Source organism: Bradyrhizobium arachidis (assembly GCF_015291705.1).
In the GTDB taxonomy this organism is placed as follows: Bacteria; Pseudomonadota; Alphaproteobacteria; order Rhizobiales; family Xanthobacteraceae; genus Bradyrhizobium; species Bradyrhizobium arachidis.
The window spans coordinates 553,866-571,849 of record NZ_CP030050.1 but is presented as its reverse complement, the minus strand read 5'-3'; the positions used below and the strand labels follow the sequence as shown (position 1 = coordinate 571,849).

The 17,984-nt window shown below is 62.9% G+C and carries 15 protein-coding genes and 1 tRNA gene; 4 read left to right on the top strand and 12 right to left on the bottom strand.

Going from position 1 to position 17,984, the window contains the following annotated elements:
- Window positions 1-15: 15 nt before the first annotated feature.
- Window positions 16-1,425, bottom strand: a complete 1,410-nt coding sequence (locus WN72_RS02675; protein ID WP_092218482.1) for an amidase — start codon at window positions 1,423-1,425, stop codon at window positions 16-18.
- A gap of 99 nt (window positions 1,426-1,524) precedes the next feature.
- On the opposite strand from WN72_RS02675, the gene WN72_RS02670 reads away from it, so the two are divergent.
- The gene (locus WN72_RS02670) at window positions 1,525-2,085 is read left to right on the top strand and encodes a TetR/AcrR family transcriptional regulator (protein WP_092218521.1); all 561 of its coding nucleotides are present in this window, start codon (window positions 1,525-1,527) and stop codon (window positions 2,083-2,085) included.
- 25 nt (window positions 2,086-2,110) lie between these two features.
- On the opposite strand, the gene WN72_RS02665 is transcribed toward WN72_RS02670, so the two are convergent.
- From WN72_RS02665 to WN72_RS02645, 5 genes are all read right to left on the bottom strand, one after another.
- Window positions 2,111-2,443, bottom strand: a complete 333-nt coding sequence (locus WN72_RS02665) for a hypothetical protein (RefSeq protein ID WP_092218481.1) — start codon at window positions 2,441-2,443, stop codon at window positions 2,111-2,113.
- Entirely contained in the window at window positions 2,379-4,109 is a 1,731-nt protein-coding gene (locus WN72_RS02660; protein WP_092218480.1) for a long-chain-fatty-acid--CoA ligase, read from the bottom strand. The genes WN72_RS02665 and WN72_RS02660 overlap by 65 nt, the downstream gene beginning before the upstream one ends.
- A gap of 522 nt (window positions 4,110-4,631) precedes the next feature.
- Window positions 4,632-5,054 carry a tautomerase family protein gene (locus WN72_RS02655; protein WP_027563515.1) on the bottom strand — a complete coding sequence of 141 codons (423 nt, stop codon included), beginning with the start codon at window positions 5,052-5,054 and terminating at the stop codon, window positions 4,632-4,634.
- A gap of 141 nt (window positions 5,055-5,195) precedes the next feature.
- Entirely contained in the window at window positions 5,196-5,687 is a 492-nt protein-coding gene (locus WN72_RS02650) for an SDR family NAD(P)-dependent oxidoreductase (protein ID WP_092218479.1), read from the bottom strand.
- Window positions 5,688-5,844: 157 nt separating this feature from the next.
- Window positions 5,845-6,378, bottom strand: a complete 534-nt coding sequence (locus WN72_RS02645; RefSeq protein WP_092218478.1) for a PaaI family thioesterase — start codon at window positions 6,376-6,378, stop codon at window positions 5,845-5,847.
- 284 nt (window positions 6,379-6,662) lie between these two features.
- Between WN72_RS02645 and WN72_RS02640 the strand changes: the two genes are divergently transcribed.
- Window positions 6,663-7,682, top strand: coding sequence for a helix-turn-helix domain-containing protein (locus WN72_RS02640; protein WP_167381061.1), 1,020 nt, complete (start codon window positions 6,663-6,665; stop codon window positions 7,680-7,682).
- Between the two features lie 185 nt (window positions 7,683-7,867).
- Here WN72_RS02640 and WN72_RS02635 read toward each other — a convergent pair.
- Window positions 7,868-7,957: transfer RNA gene (locus WN72_RS02635), tRNA-Ser, on the bottom strand.
- A gap of 196 nt (window positions 7,958-8,153) precedes the next feature.
- Here WN72_RS02635 and WN72_RS02630 point away from each other — a divergent pair.
- A complete protein-coding gene (locus WN72_RS02630) occupies window positions 8,154-8,495 on the top strand; it encodes a hypothetical protein (RefSeq protein ID WP_092218520.1) in 342 nt (113 codons plus the stop codon).
- 156 nt (window positions 8,496-8,651) lie between these two features.
- Here the strand turns inward: WN72_RS02630 and WN72_RS02625 are convergent, their stop codons facing one another.
- The 3 genes from WN72_RS02625 to WN72_RS02615 form a co-directional block, all read right to left on the bottom strand.
- Window positions 8,652-10,115 carry a trehalose-6-phosphate synthase gene (locus tag WN72_RS02625; RefSeq protein ID WP_027563537.1) on the bottom strand — a complete coding sequence of 488 codons (1,464 nt, stop codon included), beginning with the start codon at window positions 10,113-10,115 and terminating at the stop codon, window positions 8,652-8,654.
- Between the two features lie 334 nt (window positions 10,116-10,449).
- Complete coding sequence (otsB, locus tag WN72_RS02620; protein WP_092218476.1) at window positions 10,450-11,265, bottom strand: trehalose-phosphatase; 816 nt, start codon at window positions 11,263-11,265, stop codon at window positions 10,450-10,452.
- A 3-nt stretch (window positions 11,266-11,268) separates the two neighbouring features.
- Window positions 11,269-12,756 carry an MFS transporter gene (locus WN72_RS02615; RefSeq protein WP_092218475.1) on the bottom strand — a complete coding sequence of 496 codons (1,488 nt, stop codon included), beginning with the start codon at window positions 12,754-12,756 and terminating at the stop codon, window positions 11,269-11,271.
- A gap of 172 nt (window positions 12,757-12,928) precedes the next feature.
- Between WN72_RS02615 and WN72_RS02610 the strand changes: the two genes are divergently transcribed.
- Window positions 12,929-13,312, top strand: a complete 384-nt coding sequence (locus WN72_RS02610; RefSeq protein WP_092218474.1) for a DUF3175 domain-containing protein — start codon at window positions 12,929-12,931, stop codon at window positions 13,310-13,312.
- A 237-nt stretch (window positions 13,313-13,549) separates the two neighbouring features.
- Here WN72_RS02610 and WN72_RS02605 read toward each other — a convergent pair whose 3' ends face one another.
- Both WN72_RS02605 and WN72_RS02600 read right to left on the bottom strand, forming a co-directional pair.
- Window positions 13,550-15,583, bottom strand: coding sequence for a methyl-accepting chemotaxis protein (locus tag WN72_RS02605; RefSeq protein WP_245003223.1), 2,034 nt, complete (start codon window positions 15,581-15,583; stop codon window positions 13,550-13,552).
- A 206-nt stretch (window positions 15,584-15,789) separates the two neighbouring features.
- Entirely contained in the window at window positions 15,790-17,829 is a 2,040-nt protein-coding gene (locus tag WN72_RS02600; RefSeq protein ID WP_194482976.1) for a methyl-accepting chemotaxis protein, read from the bottom strand.
- Window positions 17,830-17,984: the final 155 nt, after the last annotated feature.

Below are 17,984 nucleotides of genomic sequence, written 5' to 3'. Positions count from 1 at the left end.
CCGCCCCCTGCAGCGTTAGATCGCAGGATGAAGATTGCGGACGGGGCTCACGTCTTCAAGGACCGAGGCAACCTCGAGCACCGTCGATTCCGCCAGCCACGACGAGACGATCTGCACGCCGATCGGAAGACCGTCACGGCTCGTTCCAAATCGCATCGAGAGAGCGGGCATTCCTGTCAGGCTGAACGGTGATGTGGCGCTCATCACGTGGAACGGCGAGACTGTCACGCCATCGACCACGACGTCGTTGAGACCATGCTTGGTCGCCGGGAACGGTGTCACCGGACATAGCAGCACATCGTAGCGCTGGAAGTATTCGGCAAAGGTGTCGCGAAGGCGCTCTATGGCCTGCTCGGCGGCGACGAAATCGGCGATCGGCGTATCAGGTGCATCAAGGACCAATTTGGCGTGCCTGAAGATCTCGGCCTCGTGGCCGGCGGTGACCTTCTCGAACTCGGCTTGGCTTTCCATCTGCTGGAGCTGCCAGAGGACGCTGTTGGCATCGGTCTGCTCCACCACTGGCAACCGGACCTGTTCGACCTGGTAGCCGGCATTGGTCAGTGCACGCGCCGCTGCCTTCACCGTCGCCACGACCTCGGGATCGATTGGCCCGAAGAAGCCTGGAGAGGCCATCCAGCCCACGCGAAGCTTACGGGTCGATGTTGTGCCCACCCCTGTGTCGAGGCTGGGCGAGCTGATGGAGAAGCCGTCGGCGCCGTCGGGCCCGGCCATCAAGGAATAAGCCAGCGCAACATCGCGAACCGACCGCGCCATCGGACCGATGTGCCAAAAGCGTCGCGGCACCCGTGGCCAGTGACCTGTCATCGGCATTCGGCCATGCGTGGCCTTAAAACCAACGATACCGGTATGTGCTGCCGGGCCACGCAATGAGATCGAGAGATCGCTGCCCACACCGAGTGGCGACATGCCCGCTGCGATGGCGGCCGATTCACCGCCGCTCGATCCGCCCGGCGTGTAGTCGAGGTTCCAGGGGTTGTTGGTCTGGCCCGTCAGGAGATTGTCGGTTTCGATCGAATAGGAAAATTCGGGAGGGTTCGTCTTTGCGATGAGGATGGCGCCGGCGGCCTTTAACCTGGCCACAACGGTGGCATCGGTGTCAGGCACGCGCCCTCTAAAAATCGGCGAAGCGCGCTGTGTCAGCACACCCGCCGTGTCGATTCCGTCCTTGACGGTGAACGGAACACCATGGAGGGGGCCGAGCTGAGCGCCTGACATCACTGCCGCCTCAGCCTTTCCAGCGCTGTCCATCGCGCCGTCGGCCAGCGTCACGATTGCGTTCAGCTTGGGATTGACCGCCGCGATGCGGTCGAGGTGCGCCTGCATGACCTCGACGGGCGAAAGCTCCCGTTGAGCGATCAGCTGGGCGATGCGCGTGGCGTCCATTTTCACGATATTGTTGGTCATGTTATCCTACCTGTCATTTGGTAGGCTGGACATGTCCCTCGCATTTTCGGACTTCAATCCCTACCTGTCATTTGGTAGGGACACGATGAGGTGATCGAGATGAGCGAAAATGCGAGGGAGGCGATCCTGGCCGCAGCGCGCAGGACGGCCCAGGCCCACGGATATGGCGGGTTGAACTTCCGCGACATCGGAGCCGAGGTCGGCATCAAGGCTGCGAGCATCTACCACCACTTCCCGGGCAAGGCCGAGCTGGGTGCGGCGGTGGCGAGACGCTACTGGGAGGATACGGCGGCGAACCTCGAAGCTCTTTCAAAAGCGAACGGAGATCCAAGAAAGGCGCTCCGGGCCTATCCGGGACTTTTTCGTCGATCGCTGGAGCAGGACAATCGCATGTGCCTCTGTAGCTTCATGGCGGCCGAATATGACGATCTGCCGGACGCGGTGAAAACCGAGGTGCAGGCTTTTGCCGATGTCAACGTGGCGTGGCTGACCAGGATGCTCGCCGCGGCCGCAGTTCCCGCCAGCAAGCGTGAAGCAAGGGCGCGCGCGATCTACGCGGCCGTTGCCGGCGCGCAGCTGATGGCGCGGAGCCGCGCAGATCTGAAGTTGTTCGATGCGCTGATCGAAAGCTATCGCGGATCCGGCTTGATCCCGACTTGAAAGCCATTGGCGGAGAGAGTGTCAGTCACCCCCTTGAATTGGAGAACGTGCTCGCCTTTCGGACGAGCAGTTCATCGCCCTTTCGGCTGATTTCGAGCGCGGGTGCCTGGTATGGCGTTGAGACAACGACGCGCTGACCGGGCGCCAGTACTGTCACAAAGCGGATCGGCGTTCCCGCTTCACCCTGTGCGAGAGTCGTGACGACGCGGAATCCATCGGGCTCGACCGTGTAGTAGGCGACGCCGGATACATCGCCGAGATTGATGCTCAGGCCCTCGATCGGCCGCAGGCCGTTAGCGTGTGCGGCCGCGAGTGAGAAGGTGACGGCGGCTGCGAGAAGTGAGCTGCGCACTGACATAGGAACCTCCGTTGGCTTCGGCGGCGGGCGGGGCGCCCGTCTGGCTGATCGCGGCGGAAACGCGGTTTCCGCAAAGCTCTCGCAATCTGGTCTTCAGGACTTTTCCGGTCGCCCCGTGCGGAAGCTCGTCGACGAACAGAACATCGTCCGGCATCCACCACTTCGCGATCTTGCCCTCGTAAAAGGTCAGGAGATCTTGCGCCTTGAGCCTCGATCCCTGGCGTCGGACCGCAAGCACGAGCGGGCGTTCGTCCCATTTTGGATGCGCAATACCAATCACCGCCGCTTCGACGATTTCGGGGTGGGCCATCGTCAGGTTTTCGAGTTCGATCGACGATATCCGTTCGCCTCCGGACTTGATGACGCCCTTCGAACGATCCGCAATCTGTGTGTAACCGTCGCTGTCGATCGTGGCGACATCACCTGTGAAAAACCAGCCGTCGGCACGCTCGCTTTCCGGCATCCTGTAGTAAGCGCGGGCAATCCAGGGCCCCCGAACCACGTGGTCGCCAACTGTGTTGCCATCGCGGGGGAGTTTTCTGTTTTTGCCGTCGCGAATGCCGATTTCGACACCGAAGAGCGCACGTCCTTGTTTGACCTGGCGAGACCGCCGTTCAGCTCTCGACGAGGTTATGTGCTTGCGCAGCGGCTTCGAGATCGTCGCAAGCGGGCTGGTTTCCATCATGCCCCAGCCATGCACAACTTCTACTCCGTATTCGTCCTGCAGCGTTTCCATCAGGGAGGGCGGACATGCCGTGCCACCGATCAGCGCGCGATTGAGCGTCGTCGGCTTCACGCCGGCGCTTTGCAGGTATCGAACATAGCCCAGCCAAACCGTCGGCACGCCGCCGGCGAAAGTCACCCCGTGGTCCTCGAACAACCTGTGCAGGCTCTCACCGTCGACGTTTTGTCCGGCCATCACCAGCTTCGAACCCGTCGCCGCTGCACAATACGGCATTCCCCAAGACATGACGTCGAACATCGGCGAGACAAGCGCGACCGTGTCATGCAGAGAAATGCGGCAAGCGTCCGGGAGCGCCGCGGCGCAGGAATGCAGCACGGCGCTGCGATGGCTATACAGCATACCCTTTGGGTTTCCTGTCGTTCCCGACGTATAGCAAAGTCCGCATGCCGTGTTCTCGTCGAATTCCGGCCATGCATAAACTTCCGAGCACCCGGAGAGAAATCCTTCATAGGAGGGGAAGCCTTTGGCTCCCACGATCTTCGCGTCGCCAGCCTCGCCCAGATATATCCACGCTTCAACAGTCGGACATTGCGGTATCAGCGACTGTACGAGATCGATGAATGCCAGATCGAAGAATACAACCACGTCTTCGGCATGGTTGATGATGTATATGATCTGCTCCACGAACAGCCTTGGATTGATCGTGTGGCAAACGGCTCCCATTCCGGAAATGCCGAAGGATAGCTCCAGATGCCGATAGCTATTCCAGGCCAGGGTCGCCACGCGATCGCCCGGCTTGATGCCGATCGAGTCCAATGCATTTGCGAGCCGGGAGCTGCGCTCGAGAAGGCCGCCGTAGCTCGTGACGTGATCGGGCTTGTCGGGAGTTCGGGAGACGATCTCGACGTCGGGAAAGGAACGCGCCGCGTGCATGAGAATGGACGACAGGAGCAAAGGAGTTTGCATCATCAAGCCAGGCATGGCGAATGGTCCTCGGTTTCAACGCTTTCGTTTCAGCCGCAAGCGGCCGTTCATGCGGGCAGGATATTGTCCGCACGGGCACCCATTCAGCGGGAGGTCTTCATCAGCCAGGACGACGTCTCGCCTGCCCTCTCGGGCGCCCGGCCTCCGAAAACTCGCCTTCGCGCGAGACTTGGAAGGATGACGAGCTTGAAGTGAACGACGAGCAGCCTGATCGCAAAGGACGTGAGGAGCCATATGACTGACAGGGGCATTTGTCTTCCAAACACGATTTGAATTCGATGCTGTGAATGAAGCTAGAGGCCCTGGAAGCCGGATGTCGTGAGCCGCCGGCGCCCTTTCGCCGGTACTGGCACGCACCGTTCACGGCCACATCGCGCCGCCAACTCGGTCATCAGCTACTGGAACGAAAAAATGTTCTTCCAGTCGTTCTTCACGCTGATGATGGTCCAGCTTTTCTTCCTGGCCTCGCGTAGAGCGTCGGGGTCGCCGTGCTCAACTCGCTGAAGGTTGCGCCGACATTCAGGTATAGGCTGACGGGCGGTCCTCTTGGACCCAGAGCTTTTCAGCCTCGGAATAGGGGTCAGGCGGCTTCATTCCCTGGATGGTCCAGAAATCGATTGGCGTTTCGTCAATGTGGATCTCCCAGCGATAACCCCGCTCGCGTGTGAAGGAATTGAGCGCAGTGTTGACGCGCTCCAGCCACCACGCTCGCCGCTCGGGAGCAGTTGCTCGAGCAATCTGATCAATCCAGATCCTGACAAAATCGTTCGTTGCCTTTCCGCCGATAAAGAACGAGTTCCTTGGCAATTCGTGAAAGACAACGCTTGCATAGAACCGGGGCAGGCCGACATCCGCGTAGAGGTCCGTGATACGCGTCGCAAGCGCGCACTTGTCCTTGGCCGAGTACGCATTTTCCGGACAGTAGATATGCCACAGAGGCATTTGAGTTCTCCTCGCTAAGCTTTGGCGATATTCGTCCTGGCTTCTTCATTCCCTCGCGGGCCTATTCCCGGCACGGCGCGCCCGTCATCGTGCCGCCGCATGAGGACGGGTCGACGGCAGTCGCCGACCCGGAACGCTCCATCATGCGAGTGCTTCGAGATGCCCGAGGCCCAGACCGTCGACGACGGCCTTCTGGACGGGGGCGATGTCGGCATTGATCTTGTCGGCACCGAACGATGTGCCCACCACCGTCCGAGCGGCACGACTGCCCTTCGCCTGGCCGACGAGCCTGGCGACGGCCTCGGCAATGTCGTGAGGCTTCGGAGCGTCCTTTCCCTGCAACATTGACGTGAAGGTCTTGTAAATGGCGTCGGGAATCTGGCCGACCTCGCCGTAGGACTTCGTGATGTCGCCGTCGGCAGGCCTCTGGATGCTCGCGTACAGGCTTGTCGGATAAGCGCCAGGCTGAACTTCCACCACGTCTACGCCGAGTTGGGAGACCTCCAACCGAATACTGTCGGTCAAAGCTTCGATCGCCATCTTGCTCGCGCCGTAGATGCCGACGAAGGGGAACGTCACCCGGCCGAGGACAAAGCCGCTCGATGTGCCGGTGATGAGAATAGTGCTGGTCATGGTTTGCCTCCGGTGACGAGGGTTGCGGGTCAATGCGAGATGATCAGCCGGTATGGCTGGTCAGGAACTGGCGGAGTACCGCGACCGGGATGTCCGGGAACGAGCTTGAACAGACCTCGGGAGCGGCGCGTTGGGGTGGTGAAGCCCTGGATGCGAGTCAGAAGGCGAATTCCAGGCTGGCGTGTGCAACCAACCTTCCCGTGGACGCAAACGAAACGCGGGTTTCCGTGAAGGCCGAAGCTTTGCCGAAGCGCAATACTTCCGCTCTTACCTGATAGTCGTCGTTGACGGCTGGACGCAGGAAGTGAGTGTGCTGATACACGGTGCCTTTGGTGATGCGCCCCGTCGTGCCCACAGACAGTGACGCAACCGAGTCAATGGCCGCCATGATTGCCTGACCACACACCGCACCGCTTGACAATTTGAGCGCATCATTTTGCGGAAGCATCGCGGACACGATGCCCGGGTAGACCTTGAACTGACGAAGGCCGAGCAGTTTCACCCAAGGCGCAAAGACATACTCGTACAGTTCGAGAACTGTGGCATCCGTCACTGGCAAACAATGAAGCGGAACCGGAATCCCGGGCCGCGCAACTCCCAAGGCAGGATCGGACTCGTTTTGCGTTGCCTGCTCGGTCACAAGCGCCCGGTCTCCCGTTAGCGTCTTTGTATTCTCAACCAATGTAATCATTGTTGTCTCCGATTCTCGTCAAGGCATGACTACGAGGATCGGAATCTAGGCGGCTGGACCTCAGGTGTCGTGAGGCGATCGCGCCCAATCGTCCGTACTGGCGCGCACCGCCTGGCGTGCCTCGCGGCAATGCCGACGCGATCTCGCGGGCGTGATTTGGCGTGACGCAGAGTTGAGCAGGAGGCGTCTTGGGCCACACTAGCTTGATCAACGTCTGCCCATGGTTTCGGCGCAGGCCGTTACAAAGCGTGCGATTAGGCTTAGCCAGACCCGCGGAGGCGATGATGCACCCGAACGACGATTTTCTCAGCGCTCCAGAATTGGATTATGACGGTTTCCGAGCTGCAATGCGCGACGATTGGGGATGGTTTACTCCTGCTCACGAAACCAACATCTTCGCCAGCAAGGTGCGCACGCGGCGCGTCTTCGGATTTGCTGCAGTGGATCTCATCTGCAACGCTAGCCGTCTAGAGCGGACGGAATTGGACATTCGCCGCGATAATATGGAGTACTATTTCGTCACGGTTCAGGATACCGGCGAATCGACCATCATTCACAACGACCGGGTCGTAAATATCACTGCTGGCGATGTCATCCTGCTCGATTCCACAAGACCCGTGACATTCATCTCGCCGGCCCAGGACAGCGCGCAATGGCTTGGTTTGCAAGTGCCGCGCCAGAGCCTGGCGTCGCATCTCGGCTTCGAACCGCAAGGTGGCGCGTGCGGTCCTCGGCAGGCCCAAGCGTCGCGTCTACTCTGTCAACTCGCTCTTGACCTGGTCGGCAATGCAGAACCAGCGTTCGCGTCGACCGATAAATTTATGCATCTGGTGGTCTACGATCTCCTCGGCGCACTGTTTGCACCGCCCGCCCCGCTTGGCTCGCGCCACAACGACAAGCTGTTTATGCGCGTCTGCAGCATCATCAAGGACCGCTTTGCCGATCCGGACATTTCTCCGCGCGAGGTGGCTGCCGAGGCGGGAATTTCACTGCGCTATTTGCAGAAGCTGTTCACGGCCCGCGGGTCGACATGCGGTCACCACATCTGTTCGGCCCGTCTGGATCATGCAGCGCGTCTGATCGAACGCCGCGCGTTGATGAAGACAGGTCAGCCTCTCAGCGATATTGCCTACGCCTGCGGCTTTCGCGACTACACGCACTTTGCGCGCGGCTTTCGCCGGCGTTTCGGCACCGCGCCGGGCGCTGTCGGAGCAGGCGCCACCGGTAACGACAGCGCACCGGTCCGCGCTGGATGCACGCCGCACTCGCTTCGGAGCCACACTCACCCCCCGGACGGCCCGTAAACTCAGCATTTAGCTGCTCAACACCGACCCGCGGTTGCAGGCTCGAGTTCTGCCAGCGAACGCAGTCAAGCGCGGATCTCGACCGAATTCGGAAAGGATCTCGCTTTCCAACCCCTGTCGCACCCGGAAGCAATCGGGGGGTCGACCGTCGAAAACAGAGATCCACCTTACATTTCGATGGGGACTGGCGGAGAGAGTGGGATTCGAACCCACGGTACGGTTTCCCGCACACACGCTTTCCAAGCGTGCGCCTTAAGCCACTCGGCCATCTCTCCGGAGCGCCCTCTCTTGAAGGGGCGCCGATGATTTTGCAAGGGATCGCGGGAAAATCGGATGATTTTTCCGCAACATATTGTGTTTGCAAGAGAATATCGCGTGTCACGAGACCGCTCGGAACCGCCGATGGGCTGAACCGGCGGCGGGTTTGGCGCGACGATTCACCTGAGCCCACCAATGACCACCGGGGACGCCATGACCATCCGCAAGACCATCGCCGCGCTGAGCCTGATTTCGGCCCTTGGCTCCGCGCTCGCCGCACCGGCGCTCGCCCAAGTCTGCACCCGGCAGGGCGTGGACGTCAGCTGCGACGACGGGCGGCGCGGCATCCTGTCGGGCAACGCCATCCTCTGGCCGGACGGGACGCGCTCGAGCTCGACGCCGCATCAGAGCGTGATCATCGGCAACAAGAGCTCGATCCATGTCGGCCCCGGCGTGTTCGTCGGCCAGGGCAAGGGCATGGTGCCGCTGGATGATCCCAACGCGCCGAACAAGCGGCAATGCGCGATCCTGGATGGCGTGTCGTATTGTTATTGAGGTTTTCGTCTTCACCTCTCCCCGCTTGCGGGGAGAGGTCGGCTCGCCTTTGCGATCCGGGTGAGGGGATACAGGTCTCTCGATGGATCTCACATGTGGAGAGAGGCCCCTCACCCCCGACCTGCTCCCCGTAAGAACGGGGAGAGGGAGGAGAGGCTAAATCAGCCGCACGCCCGAGATCGCCGACTTCAGCCAGCGCAGCGCCTGCGGCGGCTGGGAGACAAGCGGGGCGACTGCGGCCTTCTCGGTCCGGCACTTCTCGAGCTCGGCGACGAAGTCTGCCGACCATTGCTGGATGGTGTGGCCGCGCAGCTTTTTCATCATCGCGTCCCAGCGCATCTTGCGCTCGGTGAGCGGCATCGCGGCGGCGACAGCGATGGCGCGCGCCATGCCGTCGATGTCGTGCGGATTGACCAAGAGCGCGGTGTCGAGCTCGTTGGCGGCGCCGGCGAATTTCGACAGCACCAGCACACCGGGATCGGCCGGGTTTTGCGCGGCGACGTATTCCTTGGCAACCAGGTTCATGCCGTCATGCAGCGGCGTCACCACGCCGACCTGCGCGGTGCGGTAGAGACCGGCGAGCACGGCCTGGCTGAAGCCCTTGTTCAGATAACGGATCGGCGTCCAGTCGACCTCGCCATGGCGGCCGTTGACGTCGGTGACGAGGCGCGCGACCTCGTTCTGGAGATTGCCATAGGCCTCGATGCCGCCGCGCGAGGGGTTGGCGATCTGGAGCAGCGAGATGCTGCGCGAAAACTGCGGCTGCTCGGTCCAGAGCCGATCGAACGCGCTGATGCGGTTGACGAGGCCCTTGGAATAGTCGAGCCGGTCGACGCCGATCGCAAGCCGCTCGCCGTTGAGGCTGCGGCGCAGCCGCGAGACATCCGGATGCGACGCTGACTTCGCGGCATAGGCTGCGAACTTCTCCGCATCGATACCGATCGGGAAGACCTCGCAGCGGGTGCGGCCGTGCTGCGAAAGCACGATACCATCCTCGACGGCGAGGCCGAGCTCACCGCCGACATAGGAGAGGAAGTTCTGGCGATCCTCCTCGGTCTGGAAGCCGATGAGATCGTAGGCCAGCATCGCCGTGATCAGCTCGCGATGATGCGGCACGCCCTGCATCACCGCGGCGACCGGCCACGGCGTATGCAGGAAAAAGCCGATCGGATCGTCGACCGAAAGATCGCGCAGCTCCGCGCCGAGCGCGAGGAAATGATAGTCCTGCACCCAGAACGCGGTCTTGGGTTTGCGGAAGCGCATCAAGGCGCGCGCCATGAAGGCGTTGACCTCGCGATAGCTGACATAGTCGTCGCGCGAGACGCGGATCAGATCGCTGCGCGAATGCAGCGCCGGCCACAGCGCCGAATTGGCAAAACCTTCGTAATAGCCGCCGTAGTGCGCCGCCGGCAGATCCAGCGTCGCAATCGCGCCGGAACCCAGCGCCTCGATCTCGGCAAACGGTTCCTTCTGATGGCCGTCGCGCACGCGGCCGGAGGAACCCACCCAGATCGCTCCTGAATGTTCAACAACTGGAAGCAACGCGGCCGCCAAGCCGCCCGTCATGGGCTCGTTGGGCTTGCCGCGCGCGACACGATTTGAAACGACAACCAAGTTCACAGGTCGTCCCCTCCTGTTCATTCCACCCCGTTTAACTGCCGTTCATCAATATGGTTCCTGTCATGATTTCTTCGGATTGAAACCAAAATCGGGCATGCGCGTTGGAACTGGTTTTCCTTGCGGAACCTGAAATTCCACTGCAAAGACAGTATTTGCGACTGATCGCGCAGCAGGCATTCCGGCGCGCAATGATACCGCGCCGGGTTTATTGTGTCGGTGACGTGGCGTTGCCTTGGTTTTACCTAAAGCGCGTTCGCGCTTTAGGTAATTTTGAGCATGATGCTTTCGGAAAACCGATCGACACTTTGCGCCAACGCGGCCCTTCGGGTCCGGATCATGCTTTCGGGTCGAGCAGGTGCGCGAGGAACGCGCGCACGTCGCTCGGCGCGTCGAAGTGGCCGTTGACGCCGATGGCGCGGCGGCCGACCGAGAAGGCGAGGCCATTCATATCGGGCATGATCGCGAACACGGTTTCATCCGTGACGTCGTCGCCGATGAAGATCGGGCGGCGTCCCTTGAAGGGCTCGTGCTTCATCAGCTCGCGCACGCCGCTCGCCTTGGTGAAGCCCGAATGCTTGATCTCGCAGACGAACTTGCCGGGCAGCACCTCGATCGGCGCATTGGGCAGGTCGGCGCGGATCAGCGAGACGGATTCGTAGATCGCCTTCTCCGCATGCGGCGCAAGGCGGTAATGCAGTGCCAGCGAATAGCCCTTGTCCTCGAGCAGGATGCCGGGGCTGAGCTTGGCGATCGCAGCGAGCCGCCGCTTCAGCTCCTTGTCCAGCGGCGGTGCGTGCACGTCGTCCGCTTCGCTGTCGACCGACAGCCGCATCTCGGCGCCGTGACCGGCAACGGCGCGGAAAACATCCGGCGCGAAGATCAGGTCGATGTCGTTGAGCGATCGGCCGCTGACCAGCGCCAGCGCGCCGGAGGTGCGCTCCACCAGCGCTTTGAGCGTCTCCGACAGGCCCGGCGGCACCCACACCTCGCGCGGCGTCGGCATCAGGTCGAGCAGCGTGCCGTCGATGTCGAGCAGGATCGCGGTTTCGCCGAGATGCGGCACGAGCGCATGCGGCACCGGCACGGCGTCGGGAGCTTCATCATCGGCCATGGCGCGCATCTGATCCAGTTCAGCGAGTTCTGATGTCATAGTCTACTCCATGAAGGCGAGCGGCCGCGCAATTTGTTCGAGCGATTTGCGTTCCGCGGAGACGGCATAGCGCCACGCCACGATCGCGGCCGCGATCATCAGGAACGATCCCAGCAGATAGCCGGCGAACACGCTCGTGCGCGATCCCGTGTCGATCAGCGCGCCGAACAGCGCCGGCCCGATCACGCCGCCGATGCCGGTGCCGACCGCATAGAACACCGCGATCGCCAGCGCGCGGACTTCGAGCGGAAACGTCTCGCTGACGGTAAGATAGGCCGCGCTCGCGGCGGGCGAAGCGAAGAAGAAGATCACCATCCAGGCGATGGTCTGTCCCTGCGCGCTCAAGGCGCCGATCGAGAACAGATAGCCCGACAGCGCCAACAGCAGGCCCGACATGCCATAGGTGAACATGATCATGGTGCGGCGGCCGAGCGTATCGAACAGGCGGCCGAGCAGCAGCGGGCCGAGGAAGTTGCCGGCGGCGAAGGGAAGCAGATACCAGCCGACGTGTTCGGCACCAATGCCGTAGAAATCGGTCAGCACCAGCGCGAAGGTGAAGAAGATGGCGTTGTAGAAGAACGCCTGCGCGCTCATCAGCACGAGGCCGACCAGCGCGCGCTGGCGATAGACGAAAAACAGCGTGTGCACGACCTCGCGGATCGGCGTGTGATCGCGCATCTTCAGCCGGATCTTTGCGAAGCGCCCGTCGCTCGCATGCTGGTCATGGCCGATCACCGAGCGTTCGATCTCATCGACGATCGCATGGGCCTGGTCAGGCCGGCCATGGATCATCAGCCAGCGCGGACTTTCCGGGATCCACATCCGCATCAAGAGCACGACGAGGCCGATGGCCGCGCCGATCAGATAGGCGAGGCGCCAGCCGAGATCGGGACCGATCACGGCGGGATCGAGCAGGACGATGGCTGCAACCGCGCCCATTGCTGCGCCGATCCAGAAGCTGCCGTTGATGACCAAATCAGTCCAGCCGCGATAGCGCGCCGGCACCAGCTCCTGGATCGTCGAATTGATCGCGGTATATTCGCCGCCGATGCCGGCGCCGGTGAGGAAGCGGAACACCGCGTAGCTCGCGATATCCCACGACAGCGCGGTCGCGGCCGTCGCGGAGAGATAAAGCGCGAGCGTGATGAAGAACAGCTTCTTGCGGCCGATACGGTCGGTGAGCCAGCCGAAGCCGAGTGCGCCGAGCACCGCGCCGGCGAGATAGGCGGAGTTGGCAATGCCGAGATCGAGATTGGAGAATTGCAGCACCGGGCTCTGCTTCAGCGCGCCGGAGAGCGCGCCGGCCAGCGTCACCTCGAGCCCATCCAGGATCCAGGTGATGCCGAGCGCCAGCACGACGCGGGTATGAAAGCCGCTCCACGGCAGCGCGTCGAGCCGCGAAGGAATGCTGGTCTCGACGATGCGCTCAGTCGCGGCCGCCGCCGAGATCGCAGGTCCATAATTCAACGCTGGGCTCTGCTGCAATTCCATCGCGTTGTTGTCTGACCAATGAAAGCAGCCCCGGTTCACAGGATGTGGACAGGGGCGATGATGGAGCTGGGGCATTCGACCCACCTGCGACAACGTCTGCGGCGAAGGCAGGTTCCCTTGGGAACGGCCGCCAATACCGCCCGTTTCCGATGGAGCTGCAAGGAGTTGACGCATGGCTCATGTCAGAAAGACGACACATTCGCGCAAAACAGCCGGCCACAAGACCGCGCGCCGGAAGACCAGCGCCCGGCGCAGCACCGCGCGCAAGAGCACCAAGCGCGCCGCGCCAAAGCGCTGGTCACAGCGCGTGACAAAAGAGAGCGACGCGCTCGACCTCAAACAGGGCGTATTCAAGCTGACCAGCGCGAAGAAGATCGCGGCCTCCCTGAAGCGATCGGCCGAGCACAGCTCGCGCCGCAAGACCGGCGCGTACCGGTCGGCGCTGTCGATGCTGACCTTCTACATCAATCGCGCCGGCAAGACGCTGCCGAAGACGCAGCGCTCGCGGCTGGAGCGTGCGAAGGTGGAGCTGAAGCGGGCGTTCGGGAGGGAGTGAGACAGTTTGTGAGGATGAGCCCTCGGACTACGCCCTTCGCTCCGCTGTCGTCCCGGACAAGCGTAGCTCCCGACGACGCGTAGCGTTGTCGGGAGCGGAGCGCCGATCCGGGATCCATAACCACAGGGAGTGGTTATCGGGCGAGCGGGTAACTCCGAGTCTTCGCCAAACCGCTCCCTGTGGTTATGGGTCCCCGCGTTCGCGGGGACGACAGCGGAGGGTGGCGCTACAGCGGCCTTACGCCGCGCGGATATTCGCCATGAAGCGGTCGAGCTCGGCGCGCAGGCGGGTGCTTTCGCTGGAGAGCGACTTGGCCGAGTTCAGCACCTCTTCCGAGGCCGAGCCGGTCTCGGCGGCGCCGCGATTGACCTGGCCGATGTCGGTGGCCGCGGTCTGGGTGCCCTGCGCGACGGTCTGGACGCTGCGGGCGATCTCCTGCGTCGCGGCGCCCTGCTGCTCGACGGCGCTCGCGATCGAGGTCGAGATCGACGAGATCTGACCGATGGTGGCGCCGATCTCCTTGATCGCCGCGACCGATTCGGCGGTGGCGCCCTGCATGCCCGCAATGTGCGAGGAGATCTCGTCGGTCGCCTTCGCGGTCTGGCTCGCCAGCGACTTCACTTCGCTGGCAACGACGGCAAAGCCGCGGCCGGCTTCACCGGCCCGCGCCGCCTCGATCGTGGCGTTGAGCGCCAGAAGATTGGTCTGCTCGGCAATCGCGGTGATCAGCTTGACGACTTCGCCGATCTGCTGGGCGGCATGCGAGAGTTTTCCGATGCGGCCGTCGGTTTCCTTGGCCTGAACCACGGCAGCTTCGGCGATCCGGCTGGAGTCGCGGACCTGGCGGCCGATCTCTTCGACCGAAGCCGAGAGCTCTTCCGTCGCGGTTGCGACCGACTGCATGTTCGAAGAGGCCTGCTCGGAGACGCCGGCAACCTGGCTCGACAGGCTCTGCGTCGTCTCGGCGGTACGGGTGAGCGTCGAGGCTGCCGATTCCAGCTGCACTGCGGAAGACGAGACGTTCGACACGATGGCGCCAACGGCGCTTTCGAAATCATCAGCAAAGCGGATCAGCTCGGAGCGGCGGTTCGCTGCCTGCTCCTTGTTCTGGGCTTCGCTGGCGGCGGCGTCGCGCTCGGCCTTGGCCACGGCCTGGACCTTGAACTCCTCGACAGCGCTAGCCATCTCGCCGATCTCGTCCTTACGCCCCAGGCCCGGCAGCACGACATCGAAATTGCCCGAGGCAAGCTCGCGCATCGCCTTGCACATCGCGATCATCGGACGCGAGATGCCATTACCGAGCATCAGGGCGAGCACCGCGCCGACGGCGAGGCCGCCCAGCGCCATCATCAGCATCAACTGCTCGGTCTCGCCGATGGTCGCATTGGCGCTCGCCTCGATCCGCTCCTGATCGGCGGTCAGGTCCGACCGCAAATCGGCCGAAAGCTTGAGGATCGACGCCGCCGACTTGGTCATCTCGCCGTTCGACTTGACGATGATCTTCACATTGTCGGTCAGCTTGGAGAACGAGGTGCGATACTGCTTGAGCAGATTGCCGATCTCGGTGACGCGATCGGTGATCTTCTGGTCGTTGGCATAGATGGAGACCAGCAGAGTCTCCAGGAACTTGATGCGGGCGACGACGCCGTCGGCGTTCTTCGGCTCCGGCTTGGCGACGAAGGCGCTCACCGAGGTGGAGACCGCCAAATATTGCGAGGTGACGTCCTTGGCCGTGGTCTGGACCGACGCAAGGCCTGCCAGTGCAGCCGTGTCGGCGAGATCGTCGAACTTGAAGCGAATCTTGTTGCCAACGCTGTTGAGCTCGTCGGCCGCGATCTTGTTGTTCTCGCGCGTCAGCGTGATGATCTCGCTGAAGATCTTGGCGAAGCGCTGGAACTCGGCCTCGAGCTTGCCGACCTGCTCGCGGCGCGCGGCTCCGGTCGTGGCCGCCATCGACTTGGCGATCGCGCCCCTCAGATTCTCTTCCGCCGCCTTGGCCGCGGTCTCGTCGTCCGCCGCGCCGGTCAGCGTATAGGCCCGCGCCAGCCCCTGATAGGCGATCAGGTCGCGATCCACGGTCCGGGCGAGATCGGCTTCCGATACGCTAGCCCGGTAGGAAGCTACGGCGCCCTGGATCCGCTCGAAGCCGAAATATGCGAAAGCCATGCTGACGGCGAGGATGGCCAGCACCGCCACGAAGCCGAGGATGATTTTTGCGCGAAAGCGCAAGGTGAACAGCTTCGATGAGCTCGGCTTCGACTTGGCAGACATTCCCCCACCCCATTCCATTCGCGGAAAACCAGGCGCAGTCCGGAAGCAGCCCGCTTCCTGACTCATCGGCACGTTACGGGGCAAAGGATAAGCTGTGGTAAATTTGTGCCACCGCAACTGGCGGTTAGGTGTCGCAGGAATGCGCACTCCGCTGTCGTCCCCTCGAACGCGGGGACGACAGCGGAGGGTGGGCGCTATAGAGAGCCTTACGCCGCGCGGATATTCGCCATGAAGCGGTCGAGCTCGGCGCGAAGGCGGGTGCTTTCGGATGAGAGCGACTTGGCCGAGTTCAGCACCTCTTCCGAGGCCGAGCCGGTCTCGGCGGCGCCGCGGTTGACCTGGCCGATGTCGGTGGCCGCGGTCTGGGTGCCTTGTGCCACGGTCTGGACGCTGCGGGCGATCTCCTGCGTCGCGGCGCCCTGCTGCTCGACGGCGCTCGCGATCGAGGTCGAGATCGACGAGATCTGACCGATGGTGGCGCCGATCTCCTTGATCGCCGCGACCGATTCGGCGGTGGCGCCCTGCATGCCCGCAATGTGCGAGGAGATCTCGTCGGTCGCCTTCGCGGTCTGGCTCGCCAGCGACTTCACTTCGCTGGCAACGACGGCAAAGCCGCGGCCGGCTTCACCGGCCCGCGCCGCCTCGATCGTGGCGTTGAGCGCCAGAAGATTGGTCTGCTCGGCAATCGCGGTGATCAGCTTGACGACTTCGCCGATCTGCTGGGCGGCATGCGAGAGTTTTCCGATGCGGCCGTCGGTTTCCTTGGCCTGAACCACGGCAGCTTCGGCGATGCGGCTGGAATCGCGGACCTGGCGGCCGATCTCCTCGACCGAGGCCGACAGCTCTTCGGTCGCGGTCGCGACCGACTGCATGTTGCTGGAGGCCTGCTCGGAGACGCCGGCGACCTGGCTCGACAGGGTCTGCGTGGTCTCGGCGGTCCGGGTCAGCGTGGACGCCGCCGATTCCAATTGCACGGCCGAGGAGGACACGTTGGAGACGATGGCGCCGACCGCGGTCTCGAAGTCGTCGGCAAAGTGGATCAGCTCGGAGCGGCGTGCGGCCGCCTGCTCCCTGTTCTGGGCTTCGCTGGCGGCGGCATCGCGCTCGGCCTTGGCCACCGCCTGAACCTTGAATTCTTCCACGGCGCCCGCCATCTCACCGATCTCGTCCTTGCGCCCCAGCCCGGGCAGGACGACGTCGAAATTGCCCGAGGCAAGCTCGCGCATCGCCTTGCACATCGCGATCATCGGACGCGAGATGCCGGTGCCGAGCAGGAAGGCGAGGACCGCGCCCAGCAGCGTGCCGCCGACGGCCAGCATCAGCACCAGTTGCTCGGTCTTCCCGATGGTTGCTTCCGATTCCGAATCCAGCCGCTGCTGCTCGGCGACGAGATCCGCCTTCATGGCGGTGGCGCCTTGCAGGATCGCGCCGGCTGAACCGCTCATCTCGGTGACGAGCTCGTCGACTAACTTGGCGTTGGCGATCAGCTTCTCCAACGCTTCGCGATAGGCGACCAGGATGGTCTTGGCGTCCTTCAGGCCGGCGACGATCTTGTCGTCCATGGAATAGACCGCGCCGAGCGAGTTCTCGACGAATTTCAGCCGCGCCAGCGCGCTGGTCGCGATCGCCTGGTCGGACGTCAGCACGAAATTGGTGGCCGCGGCGCTCGCGGTCTGAAACTGGGCGTTGACCTGCTTGGTGCCGAACTCGATCGACTGCGCCTCGGAATCGGAGGCATTGTTGCCGATATCGTCGAGCTTGTACTTCAGGAGATTCGCTTGGCGCGTCAGTTGGTTCTGCACCAGCAGCGCACTGTCGCGCTTGGCCTGGAGCACCTTGGCGAAGGTCGCGGAGAAATTCGAAAACTCCTTGGCCAGCTTGGAGAGGCTCTCCTGCCGCGCCGGCGTCTTGGCGCCCTTGACGGCCTGATCGATGGCGCTCTTCAGGCTGGCTTCAGCGTCCAGCGTCGCCTTGGCGTCGTCTTCCTTGCCGGTGACGACGAAATATTTGACCGCCGAACGGTAGCCGAGCAGCTCGCGGTCGATGTTGCGGGCAAGGTCCGCCTCCGAAACGCTGGTGCGGTAGGACCCGACCCCGGCCGACACCCGCTCGAAGCCGAAATAGGAGAAGGCCATGCTGCCGGCGGAGATCACCAGGACGGCGGCGAAGCCGAGGATGATCTTGGCGCGGAACCGGAGGGTCGGAAAGATTGTGCGCTTAGACGGCGACGCGATACGCCCGGACATTCCAACCCCCATTTATTCTATTCAGCCGCGATCCGGAGGCGCCCCGCCCCCCGACCTGGATGCGCAAAACTAAGGCAGAATCGATAAGGGGCGGTAAATTCGGCACGCCTGCGCAAGGCGAACTTGATCGGCCAGAGGCCGACCGGTGGGATGAC